Source organism: Bradyrhizobium sp. USDA 3262, from assembly GCF_054060035.1.
Window position 1 is genome coordinate 7,837,564 of sequence record NZ_JBSSCT010000001.1, and the last position, 21,144, is coordinate 7,858,707.

General features: G+C 65.7%; 21 protein-coding genes. 13 read left to right on the forward strand and 8 right to left on the reverse strand.

The genetic code is table 11. From position 1 onward, the window contains the following. Positions 1-14: 14 nt before the first annotated feature. Complete coding sequence (locus ACVWYP_RS37025; protein ID WP_028342531.1) at positions 15-995, reverse strand: helix-turn-helix domain-containing protein; 981 nt, start codon at positions 993-995, stop codon at positions 15-17. A gap of 165 nt (positions 996-1,160) precedes the next feature. Between ACVWYP_RS37025 and ACVWYP_RS37030 the strand changes: the two genes are divergently transcribed. After that, entirely contained in the window at positions 1,161-1,886 is a 726-nt protein-coding gene (locus ACVWYP_RS37030; RefSeq protein ID WP_304496793.1) for an alpha/beta hydrolase, read from the forward strand. On the opposite strand, the gene ACVWYP_RS37035 is transcribed toward ACVWYP_RS37030, so the two are convergent. Both ACVWYP_RS37035 and ACVWYP_RS37040 read right to left on the reverse strand, forming a co-directional pair. Beyond that, positions 1,883-3,376: a flavin-containing monooxygenase gene (locus tag ACVWYP_RS37035; protein WP_304496794.1), complete on the reverse strand. Its 1,494-nt coding sequence runs from the start codon at positions 3,374-3,376 to the stop codon at positions 1,883-1,885. The genes ACVWYP_RS37030 and ACVWYP_RS37035 overlap by 4 nt on opposite strands. Positions 3,377-3,496: 120 nt before the next feature. After that, positions 3,497-3,946, reverse strand: a complete 450-nt coding sequence (locus tag ACVWYP_RS37040; protein ID WP_304496795.1) for a cupin domain-containing protein — start codon at positions 3,944-3,946, stop codon at positions 3,497-3,499. Between the two features lie 262 nt (positions 3,947-4,208). On the opposite strand from ACVWYP_RS37040, the gene ACVWYP_RS37045 reads away from it, so the two are divergent. The 4 genes from ACVWYP_RS37045 (at position 4,209) to ACVWYP_RS37060 (ending at position 7,180) form a co-directional block, all read left to right on the forward strand. Continuing rightward, positions 4,209-5,237, forward strand: a complete 1,029-nt coding sequence (locus tag ACVWYP_RS37045; protein ID WP_304496796.1) for an AraC family transcriptional regulator — start codon at positions 4,209-4,211, stop codon at positions 5,235-5,237. Positions 5,238-5,334: 97 nt separating this feature from the next. Next, positions 5,335-6,201 (forward strand): S1C family serine protease, encoded by an 867-nt coding sequence (locus tag ACVWYP_RS37050; RefSeq protein ID WP_028342535.1) that lies wholly within the window; start codon positions 5,335-5,337, stop codon positions 6,199-6,201. Continuing rightward, a complete protein-coding gene (locus ACVWYP_RS37055; RefSeq protein WP_028342536.1) occupies positions 6,198-6,572 on the forward strand; it encodes a response regulator transcription factor in 375 nt (124 codons plus the stop codon). Before ACVWYP_RS37050 ends, ACVWYP_RS37055 begins: the two co-directional genes overlap by 4 nt. Before the next feature lie 395 nt (positions 6,573-6,967). Then, a complete protein-coding gene (locus tag ACVWYP_RS37060; protein WP_028342537.1) occupies positions 6,968-7,180 on the forward strand; it encodes a hypothetical protein in 213 nt (70 codons plus the stop codon). A gap of 136 nt (positions 7,181-7,316) precedes the next feature. On the opposite strand, the gene ACVWYP_RS37065 is transcribed toward ACVWYP_RS37060, so the two are convergent. From ACVWYP_RS37065 to ACVWYP_RS37075, 3 genes are all read right to left on the reverse strand, one after another. Next, positions 7,317-7,667, reverse strand: coding sequence for a hypothetical protein (locus ACVWYP_RS37065; protein WP_028342538.1), 351 nt, complete (start codon positions 7,665-7,667; stop codon positions 7,317-7,319). A 173-nt stretch (positions 7,668-7,840) separates the two neighbouring features. Further along, on the reverse strand, positions 7,841-8,137 hold the full coding sequence (locus ACVWYP_RS37070) for a hypothetical protein (protein ID WP_304496797.1): 297 nt from the start codon (positions 8,135-8,137) through the stop codon (positions 7,841-7,843). Beyond that, positions 8,121-9,197: a metallophosphoesterase family protein gene (locus ACVWYP_RS37075; protein WP_304496798.1), complete on the reverse strand. Its 1,077-nt coding sequence runs from the start codon at positions 9,195-9,197 to the stop codon at positions 8,121-8,123. Before ACVWYP_RS37075 ends, ACVWYP_RS37070 begins: the two co-directional genes overlap by 17 nt. 148 nt (positions 9,198-9,345) lie before the next feature. On the opposite strand from ACVWYP_RS37075, the gene ACVWYP_RS37080 reads away from it, so the two are divergent. Continuing rightward, positions 9,346-10,437: a mandelate racemase/muconate lactonizing enzyme family protein gene (locus ACVWYP_RS37080; protein ID WP_304496799.1), complete on the forward strand. Its 1,092-nt coding sequence runs from the start codon at positions 9,346-9,348 to the stop codon at positions 10,435-10,437. Positions 10,438-10,454: 17 nt separating this feature from the next. Here ACVWYP_RS37080 and ACVWYP_RS37085 read toward each other — a convergent pair whose 3' ends face one another. Beyond that, the gene (locus ACVWYP_RS37085; RefSeq protein ID WP_028342541.1) at positions 10,455-10,886 is read right to left on the reverse strand and encodes a hypothetical protein; all 432 of its coding nucleotides are present in this window, start codon (positions 10,884-10,886) and stop codon (positions 10,455-10,457) included. A gap of 352 nt (positions 10,887-11,238) precedes the next feature. On the opposite strand from ACVWYP_RS37085, the gene ACVWYP_RS37090 reads away from it, so the two are divergent. The 6 genes from ACVWYP_RS37090 to ACVWYP_RS37115 all read left to right on the forward strand — a co-directional run bounded on the left by ACVWYP_RS37090 (position 11,239) and on the right by ACVWYP_RS37115 (position 18,974). Then, on the forward strand, positions 11,239-12,657 hold the full coding sequence (locus ACVWYP_RS37090; RefSeq protein WP_304496800.1) for a M20 family metallopeptidase: 1,419 nt from the start codon (positions 11,239-11,241) through the stop codon (positions 12,655-12,657). 472 nt (positions 12,658-13,129) lie between these two features. Continuing rightward, entirely contained in the window at positions 13,130-14,920 is a 1,791-nt protein-coding gene (locus ACVWYP_RS37095; RefSeq protein WP_304496801.1) for a peptide ABC transporter substrate-binding protein, read from the forward strand. A 272-nt stretch (positions 14,921-15,192) separates the two neighbouring features. Continuing rightward, on the forward strand, positions 15,193-16,149 hold the full coding sequence (locus ACVWYP_RS37100; protein ID WP_304496802.1) for an ABC transporter permease: 957 nt from the start codon (positions 15,193-15,195) through the stop codon (positions 16,147-16,149). Then, a complete protein-coding gene (locus tag ACVWYP_RS37105) occupies positions 16,115-17,032 on the forward strand; it encodes an ABC transporter permease (RefSeq protein WP_028334911.1) in 918 nt (305 codons plus the stop codon). The genes ACVWYP_RS37100 and ACVWYP_RS37105 overlap by 35 nt, the downstream gene beginning before the upstream one ends. Continuing rightward, the gene (locus ACVWYP_RS37110) at positions 17,029-18,009 is read left to right on the forward strand and encodes an ABC transporter ATP-binding protein (RefSeq protein ID WP_304500371.1); all 981 of its coding nucleotides are present in this window, start codon (positions 17,029-17,031) and stop codon (positions 18,007-18,009) included. Before ACVWYP_RS37105 ends, ACVWYP_RS37110 begins: the two co-directional genes overlap by 4 nt. Further along, a complete protein-coding gene (locus ACVWYP_RS37115) occupies positions 18,006-18,974 on the forward strand; it encodes an ABC transporter ATP-binding protein (RefSeq protein ID WP_304496803.1) in 969 nt (322 codons plus the stop codon). Before ACVWYP_RS37110 ends, ACVWYP_RS37115 begins: the two co-directional genes overlap by 4 nt. Before the next feature lie 143 nt (positions 18,975-19,117). On the opposite strand, the gene ACVWYP_RS37120 is transcribed toward ACVWYP_RS37115, so the two are convergent. After that, entirely contained in the window at positions 19,118-20,113 is a 996-nt protein-coding gene (locus tag ACVWYP_RS37120; RefSeq protein WP_304496804.1) for a LysR family transcriptional regulator, read from the reverse strand. 100 nt (positions 20,114-20,213) lie between these two features. Here ACVWYP_RS37120 and bla point away from each other — a divergent pair, with 100 nt between their 5' ends. Then, positions 20,214-21,113, forward strand: coding sequence for a class A beta-lactamase (bla, locus tag ACVWYP_RS37125; protein WP_304496805.1), 900 nt, complete (start codon positions 20,214-20,216; stop codon positions 21,111-21,113). Positions 21,114-21,144 lie beyond the last annotated feature (31 nt).

Below are 21,144 nucleotides of genomic sequence, written 5' to 3' on the forward strand. Positions count from 1 at the left end.
TTCCGAAGCGTTGGTCAGCCGCGGCGCCAGTCGCGCGGCGTGCAGCCGAAGCGGTGCCTGAAGCGCCGCGTGAAATGCGACAGGTCGGAGAAGCCCCAGTCGAACGCGATGTCGCCGATCGTGCGCCCGGCGATCGCGGGGTCCCTCAGATCGCGCGCCGTGCCGTCGAGGCGGCGGTCCATCACATGGCTGGCGAATGTCGTGCCGGCGCGCTCGAACAGCTTGTGGACGTAGCGCTCGCTGATGCCGATCGCAGCCGCAATGGCGGCAACGCCGAGCCCGGGCTCGCGCAGCCTGCGGTCCACGGCGCGGCGCAGCGCAAGCCACGTCGCATCGGCAAGGCCGGCGCTCTCGGCGGCGCCTGCGCGGCCGCTGCGCGACAGGCTAAGCGCGACCAGATCGAGCAGCACGCCGAACAGCCGCGCGTTGTCCGCATCCGAAGCACGGAGCGCCGATGTGTTCAGGACCTGCGCCGTTTCTGTGATGAGATGGCCGACGAAGGGATCATCGGAGACCCGCGCCGGCGCGGCCTCGGGCGCCGACGGCAGCCGTTCATCCAGCGCCTCGGCCGGCACCCAGAACGAGGCGACCTGCAGCGCCGGGCCGCGGTCGTGCAGCAGCGCAAAGCGCTGGCCGCTGTCGAAGATTCCGACCTGTCCCGGCGACAGGCTGATCTCGCGTCCCGCCTGCTGGATCCGGCAGCGGCCGGCGAGCTTCAGATTGAGGTAGTAGCAGCGCCGGCTTGACGCGGCGATGTCGGCAGCGGAGCGTCGCACGATATGCTCCGGGAAGCTGACCCGGTTGACCGCGCCGTCGCCGAGTCCAACGGTCTCGACCCGGGCGAGGAAGCCTGGCGTCGCCGGCGGCTCCGGCGTCAGGTTCATGAAGGCCTGGCAGATCGCCTCGCGATAATAGGCAAACTGCTCGCCCGGCCTGGTGTCCGCGGTATTCCAGCTCAGTTTGCGCGAGCGATCCGCGGCGGCGATTTGCTGCATCAGTTCACTCCGAGCCCAGTCCGGTTCGCTCACAGCCAAGCGCGTTCCGCGGGTCCAGGTCAATATCCAGGTCAGTATCCATCAGGAAGCGGATGAAACTTGCGCGTATCCCGGTCCGTCCGGACGCGGCAATCGATCTAACCAAACCAGACAGGGAGGTACAACATGTCGACCTATGTTCTCGTCCATGGCGCCTGGCATACCGGCGCCGAGTTTGAACCGGTTGCGGCCGTTATCCGCAAGGCCGGCCATGTCGTCCACACCCCGACCATCAAAGGCAACCGGCCCGGCGATCGGAAGGACTCCGGCCTTGCCGAGGCGATCCAGTCGATCGTGGATTACCTCGCCGAGCACAATCTGAATGACATCGTGCTGGTCGGCCACAGCTATGGCGGCATGGTCATCACCGGCGTTGCCGACGCCGCCGCGAACCGCATCCGCCGGCTGGTCTACTGGAACGCGTTCGTGCCCAACAATGGCGAGTGCCTCAACGACATGGTGCCGCCGCACTATGTCGGCCTGTTCGATGCGATCCACGCCGAGCGCGGCGACGGCTCGGTGGTGCTGCCGTTCCCGATCTGGCGCGAGGCCTTCATCAACGACGCCGACCTCGAGACGGCGCAGCGGGCCTATGACAAGCTCAATCCGCACCCGTTGAAGACCTTCCAGGACAAGATCGCGCTGCGCACCAATCCCGCCGAGATGCCCATCGCGAAATCCTACGTGAACTGCATCGAGGACACCGCGATGCCGCACAGCCTGCCCTGGCATCCACGGTTGTCGGAGAAGCTCGGGCTGTTCCGCCTGGTCCAGGTGCCGGGCAGCCACGAGCTGTGCTTCTCCAACCCCGGGCGGCTGGCACAGGCCTTCCTCGACGCCGGCCGCGATTAGGCCACCGCCCTGTATGCCGGCGCAGTCGCGAGGAAGCGGGCATAGGCGTCCGCGTCCGGCGGCGTGAACTTTTCGACGAGCGGGTTGCGGCGCGACGCCTTGGTGCCGATGTCGGCCAGCAGCTCGTCGAAATGCTTGAAGTGATAGGGCGCGACGCACAGCCCGCCATAGACACCCGCTGCCGGACGCTCGACGCGCTTGAAGTTCAGCATCATCGCGATGTTGCTATTCATCTCGGCCGCGCTCGGCTGCCGCGCCAGCTGGCCGTCGGCGTAGCGCACCAGCCAGTTCGCGGCGAGATCGGCGCACAGCACGGTGCAGAAGCTCGAATTGAAACCGACAAAGCCCATGTCGGGCAGATCGGGATTGGCGATCAGCCGGTACAGCCGGTACTGCCCGTCGGGCTCGACCAGCTTGTTCTGATACTCCTCGGGCAGGAACGGCACGCCGAGCTTGTAACCGATCGCGAGCACCGCGACATCGGCCGCGACGCGCTGGCCGCCGCTCATCACGATGGTCTTGCCGTCGTAATGGTCGAAGGTGCCGCGCACCGCCTTGATCCGGCCGTCGGCGACCATCGGATAGAAGCCGGGGGTTGCGATCGGCACCGAGCAATTGACGCCGTCCTCGATCCGCTCCTTCGGCACCATGCCGCATTGCTTCAGCTTGAGCTGCATCTTCAGCATGCTTTCGAGCCCGCGCCAGTTCGCCCAGACGAACGGCTTGGCGACGACATGCGCGAGGCGCGCCATCCGGCCGATGCCCCAGCTGGCAAACATCTGCTCCTGCGCGCGGATGTAGAGGATGCGCTTGAAGTTGACGAGGCCGCCGACGAAATAGGGAATCCGCCAGACCGGCTCGCGAAACACGATGGTGACTTCGCTGGCGCCGGAATTGACCGCATTCACCGCGATGTCGGTCGCCGATTTGGAGCCGCCGAGCACCACCACCTTGCGGCCCTTGGCAAGCGCTGGATCGCTGTATTGCGACGAATGCAGGATCTGCCCGCCCTGCGCCTTGAAGCCGTCCTCGCCGGCCAGCGGCAAGGTCTGCGGCTCGTTGAACTGCCCGGTGCAGACCGCGACGAAATCGAAATCCTCGTGACCGGTGGCGCCGTCGGTCGAGCGCAGCGCCAGCGTCCAGCCCGGCCTGCCGTCGGCACGGCGCTTCATGCCTTCGACCTTGGTGTCGAACCGCATCGCGCCGTCGAGCCCATGGCTGCTGGCGTAGTCGCGCAAATAGGCATGGACCTGCGGACCCTTCGGCCATTCCGGATAGGACTCCGGCATCGCCTTGTCGGTGTAGCGATAGAGCTCCTTCGGGCTCTGGGTCTGCACGTCGGGATAGGAGCGTGCCGGCTCCCAAACCCCGCCGAGATCGCCGCTGCGCTCGATGATGGTCACCTTGTGGCCGCGACCGGCAAAGGCCTTGCCGGCGGCGAGCCCGGAAATGCCGGCGCCGATGACGCACACATGCTTCTGCTTGACCATGAAACCGCTCCGAATTGAATGAACAGGTCCAATTTCGTTAAGCGCACGCGTGCCCGTCATCGCCGGAGTCCAGCTCCGGCGATTGCTACCTCGCGTGCGTATTGTCTGTTTGGCCGCCGGCTAGTCGTTGGCTTCCGGCGGCAGAAAATCCACCTCGTGCTCGGCGGAGATACGCACCACCTCGGCGGGGTCCTGCAGATTGTGCAGCTTCTCGAACAGCGCCTCGAGCTTCTGCATCGGCGACACCCAGAACAGCGCCCGCGCCGGCTTGTCCGACTTGTTGAAATAGCCGTGCGGGATGCCGCGCGGCATGCGCACGAGGTCGCCGGCCTTGGCCTGCACCCAGACGCCGTCGAGCTTGAGGTCGAGCACGCCCTCCTGCACCAGGATGAACTCGTCCTGGGTCGGGTGGATGTGCGCCGGCACGAACTGGCCGGGGTCGCTGTTGGTTTCGAACGCGAAGGTCGAGTCGGTGATCGCCTTCGGATAGTAGACCTGGCCCAGGATATTCCAGGTCTTGCCGCCGTAGCCGGTGCCGGTTCGGGTAATGCCTTTTTCGAGCGTGCCCATGTCAGCCTCTCCAGTTTTGATGCGCATTGCCGGCACGGAGCCTGTCGCCGGCCGCTGATGCTGTCTAGCCGATAAACGAATCCGCACCCGGCACCTCATGCTGCAATGCGGGAGCGCGGCGCCGGCCGGCTGCTGCCCAATGCCGCCGCATTCGCCTGCGCTCAGATCGGGCAGTTTGCGCGACGAAACGGCGTTCCCCTTTGCCGCGGGATGCTCTAGGCTGCATGATGTTTTAGGCCTCAAACAACTCCGGACGGCCGGCGTGACTGCTGTTGGCAACGAGGTTTCGGCAAGCGCAAATTCTCCAAGCGCAAGGCTGACGGAGTTCGCACGGGTCGCGACTGATCGCGTCGATGACGCGGCGGAAGCGATCGGCCGCATCTTCTGCCCGCACGATCTGACGCCGGTCGATCATTCCGCGAGCAATTTCTCCGCGCATCACAATTGCGCCGACTTCGACGGCTTCTCCGTCAACTATGTCGCCTATGGCGGATCGGTCGCGATCAATCCCGGCTGCCTCGACCGCTTCTTCCTGTTGCAGATGCCGCTGTCCGGCTCGGCCTCGGTGCGGACCGCCGCGCGCGAGCTCACCACCGGACCACGACACACCGCCTCGCTGCTGTCGCCGACCATTCCGACCGAAATGACCTGGCGCGGCGACTGCGCCCAGCTGATCTTGCTGCTCGACCGCAGGCTGGTCGAGCATCGCGCCGCGGCGCTTGGCGGCGTGCCGGTGAGGCCGGTCGAGTTCGATCCGGCCGTCGCGCTGAGCGGGCCGCTCGGGCAGACGCTCTCGGCCAGGATCGAGCATCTTGTCGCGGCCGCCGAGCGGCACGGGTCGCGCAAAACCTTGTCGGCGGTCGCGGCGGCCGATTGGCGCGAGTCGTTTCTCAATGTCCTGCTCAACGAGCAACGGCACAGCCTGAGTTCGGCGATCGATGTTTTCAACGGCCGCAATGAGGCCCAGCCGGCCGCCTTGAAGCGCGTGCGCGCCTATCTGGAGAGCCGGGCGACCGAGCCGCTGGACCTCGCCGAGCTTGCGGAGATCGCGGGCACCGGCATCCGCGCGCTGCAACTCGGCTTCCGCCGTCACTTCGGCACCACCGTGTCCGAGATGTTGCTCGACATCCGCCTCGCCCATCTGAACGCCCGCCTCAAGACGGCGCGGCCGGGCGAACGCATCGTCGATATTGCATTCGACCTCGGCTTTACCCATCTGAGCCGGATGGCGAGCGCCTACCGCGCCAAGTTCGGCGAGAGCCCGAAGGCGACCCTGCAGCGGCTGAGCTGAGCGGCAGTTCCGGGCGGCCCGGCCACGCCCTGCCCATCCGGCCAGTATCGCCGTCAGCCGCGACATCCCAGATTGAGGGAAGCCAACGGAGTTTCCCATGACCGAACCGAATATCCTGTCCTCGCTGTCGTCAGCCCTTGCGGAGACCATTGCGCGCGCTGCGCCCGCAATCGTCTCCGTGCATTCGCATCGCGCACGCGCCTCCGGCTTTGTCTGGAAGGCGGGCCTCGTCGTCACTGCCGACGAAGCGCTGGCCGACGAGGGCGAGATCGAGATCCAGTTCGCCGACGGCAGCCGCGGGCCCGCGACCGTCGTCGGACGCGACCACACCACCGACATCGCGCTGCTGCGCGTCGATGGCGACGCCGCCCCCGTCAAGCTCTCGACCGGGAGCCCCGCGCTGGGATCGCTCGCGGTGATCGTCGCCGCCGACCGCGGCGCGCCGACCGCGCGGCTCGGCATGGTCGCGCTGTCGGGTCCGGCCTGGCGCAGCCTGCGCGGCGGCGAAATCGATGCACGGATCGAGCTCGACGTCCGGCTGCGGCACAGCCAGCAGGGTGGCCTCGCGCTGAACGCCGCGGGCGAGCCGTTCGGCATGGCCGTGCTCGGCCCGCGCCGCGTGCTGACGATCCCGGCTACGACCATCGAGCGGGTCGCAACACAGCTCGAGAAGAGCGGCCGCATCGCGCGCGGATATCTTGGCGTCGGATTGCAGCCGGTCCGGCTCGACGACGGCCTCGGCGCGATGGTGATGAACGTCGACAAGGCCGGCCCCTCGGCCGCGGCCGGCGTCCGGCAGGGCGACGTGATCATTGCCGTGAATGGCGAGAAGCTGTCCGGCGTGCGGGCGCTGTCGCGCGGCCTCGGACCGCAGAGCGTCGGCACGGAGGTCGAGCTCACCGTGCATCGCGGCGGCGAGCCGCTGAACTTCAAGGTGACGGTCGGCGAGAGGCCCGAGACGTGAGCGGTGAGCCGGCCAACGACATCGTCATCGCGCTCGAGGTCGACGACGCCGTCCTCGCCGATCGGCTGGCGACCCTGCTCGGCAGCGTCGCCGGCCTGCGGCTCGCTGCGCCGGGCGAACAGGCCACGGCGGCGGTCGTCGCACGCAACCGCGAGGCCGCGGGCGCCGGCGACTTCGAGCTGACGCCGCGCGAGCTCGACGTGCTGGCGCTGCTGGCCGAAGGCGCATCCAACAAGATGATCGCACAGCGGCTCGGAATTTCCGTCCACACCGCCAAGTTTCATGTCGGCTCCCTGCTCGACAAGCTCGACGCCACCGGCCGCACCGACGCCGTCGCCCATGCCGCGCGGCGCGGGGTGATAAATTTGTGAGGGGTGGGATTGCTGTTGTAGTGACGCTGAGCTGAGATCTCTCCACCCGTCGTCCCTGCGAAAGCAGGGACCCATACGCCGCGGCAGATATTGCAGTCGGGACTCATCATTGTCGTCCTGGCGCCAGGACCCATAACCACCGCATTTTGATCGTGAACGAGATCGTGGCCCCAGCGTCGCGCAACAATGCGCACTTGGGGTAATGGGTCCTGGCCTTCGCCAGGACGACGGCGAATCTTCATGCGCACTCGTCAGTTGCACGCAGCCACTGCACAGCGACCCTAAATCAGTGATTTGGAAAATTCCGCCCTGCGGGCACCCGGCTCAGTATTCGACCGGATACAGACGCCTTCACGATCTGGCTATGCAATCTTCAGCCAACAAGAAGAAACGGCATGAAGAAGCTGATCGGTCGTCATCGGGACATTCAATACACACTCACCAACATCGAACCCGACCTCTGGGGTTGGTCGTTCGACATCAACGGCAAGACCAAGCAAGGCACCACGCGCGCGCGGCTCGACCTGCTGGCGCGGCGGCGCGTCTGCACGCTGATCGATCGCGAATTGAAACGCGCGGAACGTACCAGGCCCAACGAGCCTGACTGATCACTCTCCCCGATGAAAGTCCATTGGACGTGCCACGCCTATGAGAAATGAAAACTCCCGCAGCACCGGCTGCGGGAGGTGTTGGCATCGATGGTCGCGGGGAGGTCCAACCACCGAAGCCGACATTCGAACCCTGTCAGGCTGTTTTGGCGAACATCGTCAGGACGCCATCGGCGATGTTGATAGCGACGACCTGCGACGAAGTCAGGCCCTTGGCCTTGAGCGCGGAGACCGCCTGCGGCGTCGCGTCAATCGACTTCCGAAGCGACTGGATGTCGTCCTCCTTTGTCTTTGCGATGGCATCCTCGACCTTCGATCGCATCTCGGGCTTGAGGTCCTTGATGTCCACGACCTCTATGCTCCGGATGACAGTGGACTGATCAGATGCCTGCGGCGGCGCCTTGGGTTGTGCGCCTTGCGCTTGCACCAAGGCGGGCGTTCCGAGGGCGAGCGCGGCAACAGTGACGAATGCAGTGAGATTGCGCATGATCGATTCCTTTCCGAGTCCTTATCCGAGTCAGCAAGCGATAAAACCTACGCGCGAAGTTTGGCCGGCGTCTGATTTTTCCGTGGCCATTCATTGGAGCCAATGCGACCGCAATGCGGGCGTCGAAGCCCGCTCAACCGCGGCGTCCAGCGCGTCGATCCGGGCGCGACTGACTACAATGCGATGACGGAAATAGCGATCCCGAGCCGTGGTCCGGCATAGCGCTTGTCATCCGGCCCACCCTCGCCGCACCCGACGTTCCAGACCGCCGGCCATGTGAACCGCTCAAGCCCCGTTGCCGATATCGCCGCCCACGATGTCCAGCGCGTGTCACCGCTGCGTCGCCACAGCACGCCGCCCGGTCCCATGTCCGGGTAGAAGGCGATGTCGAGGTCGAAATCGCTGTTGGCGCCGAGATCGGGACCGATCCAGTAATAGGGACTGCGTCCACGCTCACGTCCAAGGATCAAGGTGAGCGTCTGGTTCGGTCCGCGCAAGCCCAGCCAGAGCGGTGCGATCACGCCGGGCGCGGGCGTGCAGAGCAGCGTTTGTGGCGCGGCAGTTGCCGCGGCGGTGCGGCCCGACAGTTTCAACGCGATGACCGTCGCAGGCGCCAATGTCCCCGACAGCGGTGCAGGGCTGGTCCCGCGCGGCAGCGGCGACCACGGCCTGGTCCAGCGATGGTAGCGGCCATGTGAGCTGCTCGCGCACCACACCTTCGGTATCGAGCACCTGATAGCGGAACCCATCCTGATCGAGCGCGGCTTGCACGCAATGCAGATACTCGACGCCTTCGGGCATCCGGTGCGCGGTGCCCGCACCCGCCGTGCAGACCTGCAGCACACTGCGATGAACCTGGACGTCGAAGGCGAGAATGTGGCTGCACAGATAGGCGGTGACATCGGCGCGGACGAGGATATCCCAGAACCGCTCGCGATATTCGTGGCCGATCTCGCGCTGATAGCTGCCGCTGTAGCCGTTGATGGCGTACACGGGATGATGGCCCAGCACCAGCTTGTGCCTGGCGTCCTCGTGCTGTGCGAGGACCGCTTGCAGCCAGTCGGTCTCGACATGCCCCTCGCCGCCGAGGCCGCTCCAGAGCGTGTGCACGAACACCATCAGGAGATCGTCGCGGCGAACCCAGTAGGACAGCCCATCCTGACCGGGCGGGCCGTTGCTCGGCAGCTGCAGCACCTCGCGGAACACCGCCTCGCTCATCTCGTCATAGGTGGTGTGGTTGCCGGTCGTGTGCCACAGCGGCACCACGCGCCGGTCGAGCCAGGACATCTCGACCTCGAACCAATGCCGCCATTGCGCGCGCAGCGCGTCGGCATCGATGGTGAGGCCGATGATCTCGTCGCCGGGGAACAGAATGAATTCGGGCGCAGGATGCAGCCGGCGCACCACGTCGTTCACCGATGCGAAGGTGCGCTCATGCAGCGCGCCCGGAACGCCCGAGCAGGCATCGGCATAGATCACGAACTGGTGGCCCGAATTTCTCGGCAACAGAGACGGAATTGCATCATCCATGGTCGAACCACGTCCTCGCGAGCCACATCATAGAGGAAGGCAGACTGATCGCTCAAGGCAGACATTCGCTGGCGCAAGGTTGCGGCCGACAGGCGCTTCTGGGATCGTGCGCCGCGCATTGCATACGTCCATGACAAGGAGTTCCGGCGTGGCCATCCTCAAGGACTTCAGCATCGGATTCTACAAGATCCCGCTCCCGGTGGTGCTGAGCGACAGCACGCATGGCGAGATCAAGGCGTTCGAGCTCGTCACGATCCGCGCCCGCGATGCCGACGGCGCGGAAGGCACCGGCTACACCTACACGGTCGGCCGCAATGGCGGCGCCGTCGCCGATATCCTGGGCCGCGAAATCGGCGAGATCGCGCGCGGGATGGAGGCCGACGACACCGAGCAGCTTTGGCACAAGGTGTGGTGGGCGCTGCATTATGGCGGCCGCGGCGGGCCGGCGGTGCTGGCGCTGTCCGCGCTCGACATCGCGTTGTGGGACCTCAAGGCGCGGCGGGCATCGCTGCCGCTGTGGCGGCTGCTCGGCGGCTTCGACCGCCGCGTGCCCTGCTATGCCGGCGGCATCGATCTTGATCTGCCGCTGGATGGTTTGCTGAAGCAGACCGACGACAATCTGGCCAAGGGCTTTCGCGCCATCAAGATGAAGGTCGGCCGGCCGAGCCTTGCGTCCGACGTGGCGCGCGTGAAGGCGATGCGCGGCCATCTCGGCGACGAGTTTCCGCTGATGGCCGACGCCAACATGAAATGGACCGTCGAGGAAGCGATCCGCGCCGCGCGCGCCCTGCAACCGTTCGACCTGACCTGGCTCGAGGAGCCGACCATTCCGGACGACGTCGCGGGACACGCGCGCATCCTGCAAGCCGGCGGCGTGCCGATCGCAGCCGGCGAGAACCTGCGCAGCCTGTGGGAGTTCAAGCCCTATATCGCCGGCGGCGCGCTGTCCTATGCCGAGCCCGACGTCACCAATTGCGGCGGCGTGACCAGCTTCATGAAGATCGCCCGCCTCGCCGAGGCCTTCAATATTCCGGTCACCAGTCATGGCGCGCATGACATCATCGTGCACCTGCTGGCGGCGTGCCCGAACCGGTCGTATCTCGAGGCGCATGGCTTCGGTCTCGATCGCTATATCGAGCATCCGCTGGTTCTGGAGCAAGGCATGGCGATCGCGCCGGATCGCCCGGGGCACGGCATCACCTTCGACTGGAAAGGCCTGGAGCGGCTCAGCGCGGGATGAGGGACGGCTGGCTCGGGCTATCGGCTACAATGGCGGATGAACCTTACATCCCTGGCGTACAGGTACGTGTAAGGGTCCACCTGTTCGAGCGCGTGGTGCCGCATCACCCAGTCGCGAACCTCGGGCGCATAGGCCGACATCATCAACTGGGTCTCGCCGGGGTTCATGCTGCGGTCGCCGTGATGTGCAGCGTGAAACATGAAGTAGCCGCTCGGGGTAATGCAGATCTTGTTGAGGGGAACGGTCCCCAGGACCGTCGTGCAAGAAGACTTGCAGCGACCGTCGATCACCACGCGATCATACTCCGCATTGACTTGCCGGTACTTGTAGATGTGCGCGGCGGTGTTGCCGCCAGGGTCGTGAAGATAGTAGATCTTCTCTGCGCGTGCGAAACCCGTCATTACCAAGGTGAAGATCGCGATACTGACCACGGCGAGTATCCGATGCATATCACTTCCCCTCTTGCGGGCCTCTCTACTTCAACGGGCATTGCGACATGAGTACTATGCGTGGGTCAGTTTCGCAACTTCCGCTGTTGGACCCTTGGGCAGACACAATTGGACATGTTGGCGACATCCGCTGTTGAAACCAAGCCGGAAGACATAGCCTCAAGTCGCGGATCGGGTCTGCGAGCATGTGCCCTAGTCGCGCTCACGCCAAGCTGCTAGCCTTTTGCGCTTCGGATTGCCCAAAGCGCGATGAGATCATCGCGCTTTGGCTCATTGTCTGAGCATGTTCCTTTCGGAAAACCGCTTCACATTTTTCCGGATCATGCTCTAGCGAGTTAAGGGATCGGAGCAAATGGACAACCGTAGTGATGTTTGGCGCGGCGTCGACGCGATCAAGCCGCGTTTCATCGAATTGAGCGACCGGGTCTGGGCGATGCCCGAGGTCTGCTACACCGAGGCGCGCTCGTCCGCCGAACATCTGGCCGAGCTGCGCCATCAAGGCTTCCGTATCACCGAGAACGTCGCCGACATCCCGACTGCGGTGATAGGCGAATGGGGCGAAGGCGGCCCGGTGATTGCCTTCCTCGGCGAATATGACGCCCTGCCCGGTCTCAGCCAGGAGGCCGGAATCGCCGAGCATCGCCCGGTCGAGAGCGGCGGCCACGGCCATGGCTGCGGCCACAATCTGCTCGGCTCCTCCGCGCTGCTCGCCGCGACCGCCGTGAAGGACTGGCTTGCGGCCAACAAGGTGCCGGGCCGCGTGCGCTATTACGGCTGTCCCGCCGAGGAAGGCGGCGCGGCAAAGGCCTTCATGGTGCGCTGTGGCGCGTTCGAGGACGCCGACATCGCCATCACCTGGCATCCGCACAGTTTCTGGGAGGTGGCGGTGACACCGTCGCTCGCCAATACCCGCGCCGACTTCATCTTCACCGGGCGCACCTCGCATGCGGCGGCCTCGCCGCATCTCGGCCGCAGCGCGCTTGATGCGGTGGAATTGATGAATGTCGGCGTCAACTACATGCGCGAGCACATGCCGAGCGACGCCCGCGTGCATTACGCGCTGCTCGACGCCGGCGGCATCGCGCCCAACGTGGTGCAGGCCCATGCCCGCGTGCGCTATTCGATCCGCGCCCGCGACCTGCCCGGCATGAACGAGCTGGTCGAGCGCGTGCACAAGATCGCGCAGGGCGCGGCGCTGATGACCGAGACCAAGGTGGAGATGAAGATCATCTCCGCCGTCTCGAACATCCTGCCCAACACGCCGCTGGAACAGACGCTGCACCGGATCATGGAAGAGCTCGGCCCGCCGCATTTCGACGATGCCGATAAGGATTTCGCCGGCAAGATCCGCGCGACCCTGACCGACAAGGACATCGCCTCGGTCTATTACGCGATCGGCATGGAGCCGACCGACCGGCCGCTCGCCGATTTCCTGGTGCCGATCGACGCCAAGCGCAATCCGCTGATCGGCTCGACCGACGTCGGCGACGTCAGCTGGGTGGTGCCGACCGTGCAGGTCCATGCACCGACGGTTGCAATCGGCACGCCGTTCCACACCTGGCAGGTTGTGGCACAGGGCAAGACGCCGGCCGCCCACAAGGCGATGGTGCAGGCCGCCAAGGCGATGGCCGGCCTCGGCGTCAAGGCGCTGATGGAGCCGGAGCTGATCGCGGCCGCCAAGGCCGACCTCAAGAAGCGGACCACAAGAACGCCCTATGTCAGTCCGCTGCCGACGAATGTTGCACCGCCGTTGGACATGTCGATCGCCTAAGAGCCGCATTGAGAGTGGGCCGGACCTGCTCTCCGGGATCAAGCAACCGCATATCCACATCGTCATGGCCGGGCTTGTCCCGGCCATCCACGTCTTTTCTCACGCGGAAACGGAGACGTGATGCCCGGCACAAGGCCGGGCATGACGAGTTTGTGGAGGGATCGAGCGCATATGCGATAGCTCGGGCTTCAGACGCGAACTCCGGCCTGCGTGGCAAAAAAGCATCTCGGAACAAAGGATAACGAACAAATTTTCCGCACTGCGAGGCACGCAAGAGCGCGCTTTTGGCGCCGATCTGCTGAACCCATGTGCGGCGAGCGGAGGTTCTGCACAAGCGATAGCCAAAAGACCTAGGCGCTGAAGAGCGGGAGGCGTTGACCTTCGCGGTCATTCGGTGTGCCATCCTGCCGCCAACACGGCGGCCGGTTCCACGGCCCGCCGCAATAACCAATTGAGCCGGACCGAGGGGACAATGTTCGACAAGAATCTGCGTGGCATGATCGACGACGTGAAGGACGGGCGGATGGATCGCCGCGCCTTCGTCAAGCGAATGATTGCCGTCGGCCTCACCGCACCGATGGCCAACCAGATCCTTGCGATCGGCGGCGTCGCGATGGCGCAGAGCCCCAATCCCTACAAGCCGACCAAGCGCGGCGGCGGCGGTCCGCTGAAGCTGTTGTGGTGGCAGGGCCCCACCCTGCTCAATCCCCACTTCGCCACCGGCACCAAGGACCAGGACGGCTCGCGGCTGTTCTACGAACCGCTGGCAAGCTGGGACGTCGACGGCCATCTCAACCCGATCCTCGCCGCCGAAATCCCCTCGATCCAGAACGGCGGACTTTCCAAAGATGCCAAGACGGTGGTCTGGAAACTCAAGCCCGGCGTCAAATGGCATGACGGCAAACCCTTCACCGCCGACGACGTCGTGTTCAACTGGGAATATGCCACCGACCCTGCGACCGCGGCGGTCTCGAGCGGCACCTATTCCGGCATGACCGTGGAGAAGGTCGACGACCTCACGGTCCGCATCAAGTTCAAGGATCCGACGCCGTTCTGGGCCAACGCGTTCGTCGGCGCCTATGGCTGCATCATCCCGAAGCATTTGTTCGCCGAATACAAGGGCAGCAAGTCGCGCGAGGCGCCGAACAATCTGAAGCCGGTCGGCACCAGCCCCTACAAATTCGTCGAGTTCAAGCCGGGCGATCTGGTGCGCGGCGAGATCAATCCCGATTACCACATGCCGAACCGGCCCTATTTCGACACGATCGAGATGAAGGGCGGCGGCGATGCGGTGTCGGCGGCGCGCGCGGTGATCCAGACCGGCGAATATGATTTCGCCTGGAACATCCAGGTCGAGGACGAGGTGCTGCTGCGGCTGGAAAAGGGCGGCAAGGGCAAGACGCTCTATGCCATCGGCGGCGACATCGAATTCATCGCCATCAACTTCACCGACCCGAACACCGAGGTCGACGGCGAACGCTCGTCGATCAAGACCAAGCATCCGATCCTGTCGGATCCCGCGGTGCGCAAGGCGCTGGCGCTGCTGGTCGACCGCGACTCCGTCAAGAAGGTGATCTACGGCCGCGCCGGCCGCGCCACCGCCAATTATCTCAACGGCCCCGAAGAGTTCGTTTCCAAGAACACCAAGTGGGAATTCTCGGTCGAGAAGGCGAGCGCGCTGCTCGAGCAGGCCGGCTGGAAGGTCGGCTCCGACGGCATCCGCGAGAAGGACGGCAAGAAGCTGAAGCTCCTGTACCAGACATCGATCAACGGCCCGCGGCAGAAGACCCAGGCGATCGTCAAGCAGGCCTGCCAGAAGGCCGGCATCGACGTCGAGCTGAAGTCGGTGGTGGCCTCGGTGTTCTTCTCCTCCGACGTCGCCAATCCCGACACCTATTCCAAGTTCTACGCCGACATCGAGATGTTCCAGATCCCGATGACGCAACCCGACCCGGGCCTGCACATGCGCCGCTATCTGTCGCGCAATGTCGCGACCAAGGAGAACAAGTGGCAAGGGCAGAACTTCCCGCGCTGGGTCAACAAGGATTTCGACGCCGCGATCGAGGCGGCCGATACCGAGACCGATCCGATCAAGCGGGCCGAGCTCTACATCAAGTGCAACGACCTGATGTGGCAGGACACGGTGGTGATCCCGGTGATGCACCGCCTCGCAGTGGAAGCCTGCTCCAACACGGTGCGGCCCGCACTCTCCGGCTGGGCCAACCAGACCGACAATCTGCAAGACTGGTATCGTGAAACCTGAGACGTGACGTGCTCGGAATCGAACGGGCACTCTTCTCCCTCTCGTCGTTCTTACGGGGTCGAGACGAGCGGAGCTCGTTCTTGGAGGGTCGGGGTGAGGCTCTATCCGCAAATGCGTTGGAAGATGAGCTCGTGGAGAGTCCCCCTCACCCGGAATTCAAGCTGCGCTTGAATTCCGACCTCTCCCGCACGCGGGGCGAGGTGAAGCTCGCCTTTCGACTGGAAGCAAGATCAACGTGCTCAAGGTGCGAGCGTTAGTTAGATGATCTCTCGATGAGTCAATATGTCCTGCGTCGCCTGATGATCGCGATCCCGAGCCTGCTCGGGATCTCGCTCGTGCTGTTCGTCGTGCTGGCGCTCGCGCCGGGCGATCCGTTCAGCGAGCTCGCGACCAATCCGAACGTGCCTCCCGAGGTGCAGGCCGCGCTGCGCGCCAAGTTCGGCCTCGACGACCCGATCTATCTTCGCTACCTGCACTGGCTCGCGGCGATGGCGCAGGGCGACTGGGGCTTCTCCTTTGTCAGCCGGATCAATGTCGACACGCTGATCCTGCAGCGGCTGCCGACCACGCTCTACGTGATCGGCTCGGCCCAGCTGCTGGCGCTGCTCATCGCGATCCCGGTCGGCGTCTATGCCGCCACCCGGCCCTATTCGATCTTCGACCAGCTCGCCAACACCTTCGCCTTCATCGGCTTCTCGCTGCCGACCTTCTTTACCGGCATCCTGTTCATCCTGGTGTTCTCGGTGAAGCTGGACTGGCTGCCCTTCGTCTACACCGACGTGCCGGGCAGCGGCATTCGCTGGCTGCTGGAGATGATCCGGCAGGCGATCATGCCGGTGATGGTGCTCGGCCTGTTCCAGGCGGCGTCGATGACCCGCTTCGTGCGCTCGGCAATGCTCGACGTGATCCGGCTCGACTACGTCACCACCGCCCGCGCCAAGGGGCTCGGACAGGCCAAGGTGATCGTCAAGCATGTGATGCGCAACGCGATGATCCCGGTCGTCACGCTGATTGCGCTGCAAATGCCCGCCGTGTTCGGCGGCGCCATCGTCACCGAGCAGATCTTCCGGATTCCCGGCATCGGCTCGCTCCTGATTTCCTCCATCCTCGCCAATGACACGCCGGTCGTGATGGCCGTGACCTTCGTCTTCGCGTGTCTCGTGGTGCTGTTCAACCTGATCGCAGATGTCCTCTATGGCTGGCTTGACCCTCGCATCTCCTTCCGCTGAGCGGCGCGGCTATTCGCCCTGGCGCGAAACCTGGCGGCGCTACCGCCGGCACCGGCCGGCCGTGGTCAGCGCCGTGCTGCTGCTGCTGCTGATCGCGGCCGTCGTGATCGGCCCGTTCGTCTGGCGCGTCTCGATCAGCGACATGGACGTCGTGGCCGGCCTGCAGGGGCCGTCGCTGGCGCACCCGTTCGGCACCGACGATCTCGGCCAGGACCTGCTCGCGCGGATGATCTATGGCGGGCGCATCTCGCTCGCGGTCGGCCTCGCCGCGATGCTGGTCTCGGTGTTCGTCGGCACGCTGATCGGCGCGCTCGCCGGCATGTCGCGCGGCGCGCTCGGCTACGCGCTGATGTGGCTGACCGATCTGTTCCTGTCGCTGCCGCAGCTGCCGCTGCTGTTGATGCTGATCTATCTGTTCCGCGACGGGCTGAAGGCGATGTTCGGCCCCGAGGGCGGCATCTTCATCCTGATCGTGCTGGTGATCGGCGGCTTGCGCTGGATGCCGGTCGCGCGCCTGGTGCGGGCCCAGTTCCTGTCGCTGCGCGAGAAGGAATTCGTCGAGGCGGCGCGCGCGCTCGGCGCAAGCCCGGTGCGGCAGGTGGTGCGCCACATCCTGCCCAATGCGCTGGGACCCGTGATCATCGCCGGCACGATCGACGTCGCCGCCGCCATCATCGCGGAATCGACGCTGTCGTTTCTCGGCCTCGGCTTTCCGCCGGATACGCCGACCTGGGGCCGCATCCTCTATGACGCCAAGGACTTCCTCGACATCGGCCCGCATTGGGCGCTGTTTCCGGGCGGCGCGATCTTCATCGCGGTCGTCGCCATCAACTTCATCGGCGACGGGCTGCGCGACGCGCTCGACGCGCGCAAGGTGATCTGATGGCGCTGCTCGACATCAAGGGCCTGAAAACCCATTTCGCCACCGACGACGGCATCCTCCAGGCGGTCGACGGCGTCGACATCAGCATCAACCGCGGCGAGACGCTGTGCGTGGTCGGCGAATCCGGCTGCGGCAAGACCGTCACCGCGATGTCGATCCTGAAGCTGATCGCGATGCCGCCGGGCAAGATCGTCCAAGGCGAGATCATCTTCGAGGGCCGCGACCTGGTGCCATTGACCAGCCATGAGCTCGACGACATCAGGGCCAAGGAGATCGGCTTCATCTTCCAGGAGCCGATGACCTCGCTCAATCCAGTGCTGACCATCGGCGAGCAGATCGCCGAGAGCCTGCGCCGCCACGAGGCGGTAACCAAGAAGCAGGCGCTGGAGCGCACCATCGAGATGCTGAAGCTGGTGCAGATCCCCAACGCCGCGGGCCGCGTGCATCATTATCCGCACCAGTTCTCCGGCGGCATGCGCCAGCGCGTGATGATCGCGATGGCGCTGGCCTGCCGCCCCAAGCTCGTCATCGCCGACGAGCCGACCACCGCGCTCGACGTCACCATCCAGGCGCAAATCCTCGACCTGTTGCAGGACATGAAGGAACGCTTCGGCATGGCGGTGATGCTGATCACGCACGCGATGGGCGTGGTCGCCGAGACCGCGCAGCGCGTCGTCGTGATGTACGCCGGCAAGGTGGTGGAAGAGGCGCCGGTCGACGAACTGTTCGGCAATCCCGGCCACCCCTACACCCAGGGCCTGATCCGCTCGATCCCGCGCATCGATCTCGACGCCGAGCACAAGACCCGGCTGGAGGCGATCCGCGGCTCGGTGCCGATCCTGATCAACCCGCCGCCCGGCTGCCGTTTTGCTGCCCGCTGCAAATACGCCATGAGCATCTGCACCGAAAAGGAGCCGCGGCTGCGCGAGATCGCACCCGGCCATCGCATGGCCTGCCACCTCGGAGACGCGTCATGAGCGAGCCCCTGCTGCGCGTTTCCAATCTGAAGAAGCACTTTCCGGTGCTGGGCGGCCTGTTGTCGCGCGAGGTCGGCCAAGTCTATGCGGTCGACGGCGTGTCGTTCTCGGTCAATCGCGGCGAGACGCTCGGCCTCGTCGGCGAATCCGGCTGCGGCAAGTCGACCACCGGCCGCTGCGTGCTGCGCCTGATCGAGCCGACCTCGGGCGAGGTCGTGTTCGACGGCCGGAGCGTCACCGGCCTCGGCGGCGGCGATCTGCGTGCCATGCGGCGCAACATGCAGCTCGTGTTCCAGGATCCGTTCGCCTCGCTCAACCCGCGCATGACCGTCGGCGCCATCCTCGGCGAGCCCTTCATCATCCACAACCTCGTGACCTCGGCCAGCGAGCGCGAGGACCGCGTCGCGAGCCTCCTGGTCAAGGTCGGGCTGAAGGCCGAGCACATGCGCCGCTACCCGCACGAATTCTCCGGCGGCCAGCGCCAGCGCATCGCGATCGCCCGCGCGCTCACCTTAGAGCCGAAGCTGATCGTGTGCGACGAGCCGGTCTCCGCGCTCGACGTCTCGATCCAGGCCCAGGTCATCAACCTGCTCGAGGATCTGCAGGCCGAGCTGAACCTCACCTATCTGTTCGTCGCCCACGATCTCTCTGTCGTGGAGCACATCTCCGACCGCGTCGCGGTGATGTATCTCGGCCGCATCGTCGAGCTCGCCAAGGCCAGCGATCTCTACCGCAATCCGCAGCACCCCTACACGAAGGCGCTGCTCTCGGCGGTGCCGGTGCCGGATCCCAAGGCGAAGCGCGACCGCATCCGCCTGAAGGGCGACGTGCCGAGCCCGATGAATCCGCCCAGAGGCTGCCACTTCCACACCCGCTGCCCGATCGCCGAAGAGCGCTGCCGGCAGACCGCACCGGAACTGCTGGAAGGCAGGAACGGGCATTCCGTGGCGTGCCATCTGGCGTAGCGCGGATCGCCTGCGACGATCGAGCTGTCGGCGCGACCATTCTTTCACCGTCACCCTGAGGTGGCCGCTTCTTCAGCGGCCCTCGAAGGGTCGACGGCCCCGCTGGTGGCCGTGCATCCTTCGAGGCTCGCTCCGCTCGCGCCTCAGGATGACGGGGCAAAAAGCTTCGCCCGCCGCCGCCGCTTCGCAGTCTTTGTCTTGGCCTTCGCTTTGGCTTTCGTCTTGGGCCACGCGGCCGGCGCCTTCACCTGCGCTTCCTCGCTCTCGCTCGCCTCCGTCCGCAGCGTCTCGAGCAGCCAGTCACGAAATGCGCGCATGCCCGGCGTCACGTCGCGCGACTTCAGCCAGGTCAACCAATAGGATCCCGCCGGGACCTCGGCCGCGAACGGCCGCAGCAGCCGGCCGGACGCCAGCTCATTTTCGAACATCGCGATCGGCACCAGCCCGACGCCGACGCCGCGCGCGGCGGCCTCGGCCATCGCGACCGAACTGTCGAAGATCGGCCCCTGGATTTTCGGACACGGCGCGCCGGCGACCGCAAACCACAGCGGCCATTCCTCGGCGCGGTAGGAGCGCAGCAGGAATTCCTGTGCGAGATCGGATGGCTTGCGCAGCCGGCCCGCGGCATCGGGGCAGCACACCGGCGACAGCGGTGCGGACAACAGATGGATCGCCTCGGTGCCGTGCCACGAACCGTCGCCGAAGCGCAGCGCGAGATCGAGCCCGTCGCCCGCGATGTCGACGCGGTTGTTGTTGGTGAGCAGGCGCAGATCGATATAGGGATGCGCGCGCTTGAAGCGGTCGATGCGCTGCAGCAGCCATCCGGTCGCGAACGTCGTGACGCAGCCGACGGTGACGACCTCGCGCGTGCCCTTGGCCTCGATGCGGTCGATCGCGGCGCCGATCCGGTCGAGCGCGTCCGACAGCACCGGCAGCAGCGCCAGCCCCTCGTCGGTGAGCACCAGCCCGCGCGGCAGCCGGCGGAACAGGCTCGTGCCCAGGAGGTCTTCGAGTTGCTTGACCTGGTGGCTGATCGCGGTCTGCGTCACGCGCAGCTCCATCCCGGCGCGGGTGAAGCTGAGCAGCCGCGCGGAGGCCTCGAAGGCGCGCAGCGCGTTCAGCGGGAGATGCCGGCGCACGGCGTCATGACCAAGTTTTCCTCATGTCTCGCTGTATAAATGATTGTTTGTGCGCCGTCACGCCGCCCGGCAGGTTCGCGCCGCCAACGGGAGATTCGACATGCTGACGAGACGGACATTTGGATTGCGCGCGCTGGGCCTTGCGGTGTCCTGCACCTTGCCGAGGCAAGGTGCGGCGGCGGGACCAAGCGAGCCGGCGCAGCGGCTGCAGCAGGAGTTTGCACGCATCGAGCTGGCGACCACCGGCCGGCTCGGCGTCGCCGCGCTCGACATGGAGACAGGATTGCGCGCGAGCCGGCGCGGCGACGAGCGGTTCCCGATGTGCAGCACCTTCAAGGCGATGGCATCGGCCGCGGTGCTGCACCGGGTCGATCGCGGCGAATCCAGCCTCGATCAGCGCGTGCAGATCGAGGCCAAGGATATCTTGGCCTACGCGCCCGTCACCAAGGAACGCGTCGGATCGGCCATGACGCTGTCCGAACTCTGCGCGGCTGCGATCACGCTCAGCGACAACACCGCCGCCAACCTGCTGCTGCGCGAGATCGGCGGGCCCGCCGGCTTCACCAGCTTCTTCCGCACCATCGGCGACAATGTCAGCCGGCTCGACCGCTGGGAGGTGGAGCTCAACGAAGCCGTGCCCGGCGACCCGCGCGACACCACAAGCTCTGTCGCGATGCTGAAGGATTTGCAGCGCGTGCTGCTCGGCGATGTCCTGTCCGCGGCCTCGCGCCAGAAACTGATCGACTGGATGGTCGCCAACAAGACCGGCGACGCCCGGCTGCGTGCCGGCGTGCCCCGCGACTGGCGGGTTGGCGACAAGACCGGCACCGGCGAGCGCGGCACCTACAACGACATCGGCGTGTTCTGGCCGCCCGGCCGCAAGCCAATCGTCGTCACCGTCTATCTGACCGGCGCAAGCGCTCCCATGGAGAAGTGCAACGAGGCGATCGCCGGTGTCGCCCGCGCCGTCGCCAATGCGAGCACCGGACAGAGCGGCTGAACCGGCGACGCCGCGATCAGCGTCTCCGACA

What these genes read in the sequence shown, in the direction of transcription:
- ACVWYP_RS37025 (WP_028342531.1), bottom strand. Translation starts at nt 995, where the DNA reads ATGCAGCAAATCGCCGCCGCGGATCGCTCGCGCAAACTGAGCTGGAAT.
- ACVWYP_RS37030 (WP_304496793.1), top strand. Translation starts at nt 1,161, where the DNA reads ATGTCGACCTATGTTCTCGTCCATGGCGCCTGGCATACCGGCGCCGAG.
- ACVWYP_RS37035 (WP_304496794.1), bottom strand. Translation starts at nt 3,376, where the DNA reads ATGGTCAAGCAGAAGCATGTGTGCGTCATCGGCGCCGGCATTTCCGGG.
- ACVWYP_RS37040 (WP_304496795.1), bottom strand. Translation starts at nt 3,946, where the DNA reads ATGGGCACGCTCGAAAAAGGCATTACCCGAACCGGCACCGGCTACGGC.
- ACVWYP_RS37050 (WP_028342535.1), top strand. Translation starts at nt 5,335, where the DNA reads ATGACCGAACCGAATATCCTGTCCTCGCTGTCGTCAGCCCTTGCGGAG.
- ACVWYP_RS37060 (WP_028342537.1), top strand. Translation starts at nt 6,968, where the DNA reads ATGAAGAAGCTGATCGGTCGTCATCGGGACATTCAATACACACTCACC.
- ACVWYP_RS37065 (WP_028342538.1), bottom strand. Translation starts at nt 7,667, where the DNA reads ATGCGCAATCTCACTGCATTCGTCACTGTTGCCGCGCTCGCCCTCGGA.
- ACVWYP_RS37075 (WP_304496798.1), bottom strand. Translation starts at nt 9,197, where the DNA reads ATGGATGATGCAATTCCGTCTCTGTTGCCGAGAAATTCGGGCCACCAG.
- ACVWYP_RS37085 (WP_028342541.1), bottom strand. Translation starts at nt 10,886, where the DNA reads ATGCATCGGATACTCGCCGTGGTCAGTATCGCGATCTTCACCTTGGTA.
- ACVWYP_RS37090 (WP_304496800.1), top strand. Translation starts at nt 11,239, where the DNA reads ATGGACAACCGTAGTGATGTTTGGCGCGGCGTCGACGCGATCAAGCCG.
- ACVWYP_RS37095 (WP_304496801.1), top strand. Translation starts at nt 13,130, where the DNA reads ATGTTCGACAAGAATCTGCGTGGCATGATCGACGACGTGAAGGACGGG.
- ACVWYP_RS37100 (WP_304496802.1), top strand. Translation starts at nt 15,193, where the DNA reads ATGAGTCAATATGTCCTGCGTCGCCTGATGATCGCGATCCCGAGCCTG.
- ACVWYP_RS37105 (WP_028334911.1), top strand. Translation starts at nt 16,115, where the DNA reads ATGGCTGGCTTGACCCTCGCATCTCCTTCCGCTGAGCGGCGCGGCTAT.
- ACVWYP_RS37115 (WP_304496803.1), top strand. Translation starts at nt 18,006, where the DNA reads ATGAGCGAGCCCCTGCTGCGCGTTTCCAATCTGAAGAAGCACTTTCCG.
- bla (WP_304496805.1), top strand. Translation starts at nt 20,214, where the DNA reads ATGCTGACGAGACGGACATTTGGATTGCGCGCGCTGGGCCTTGCGGTG.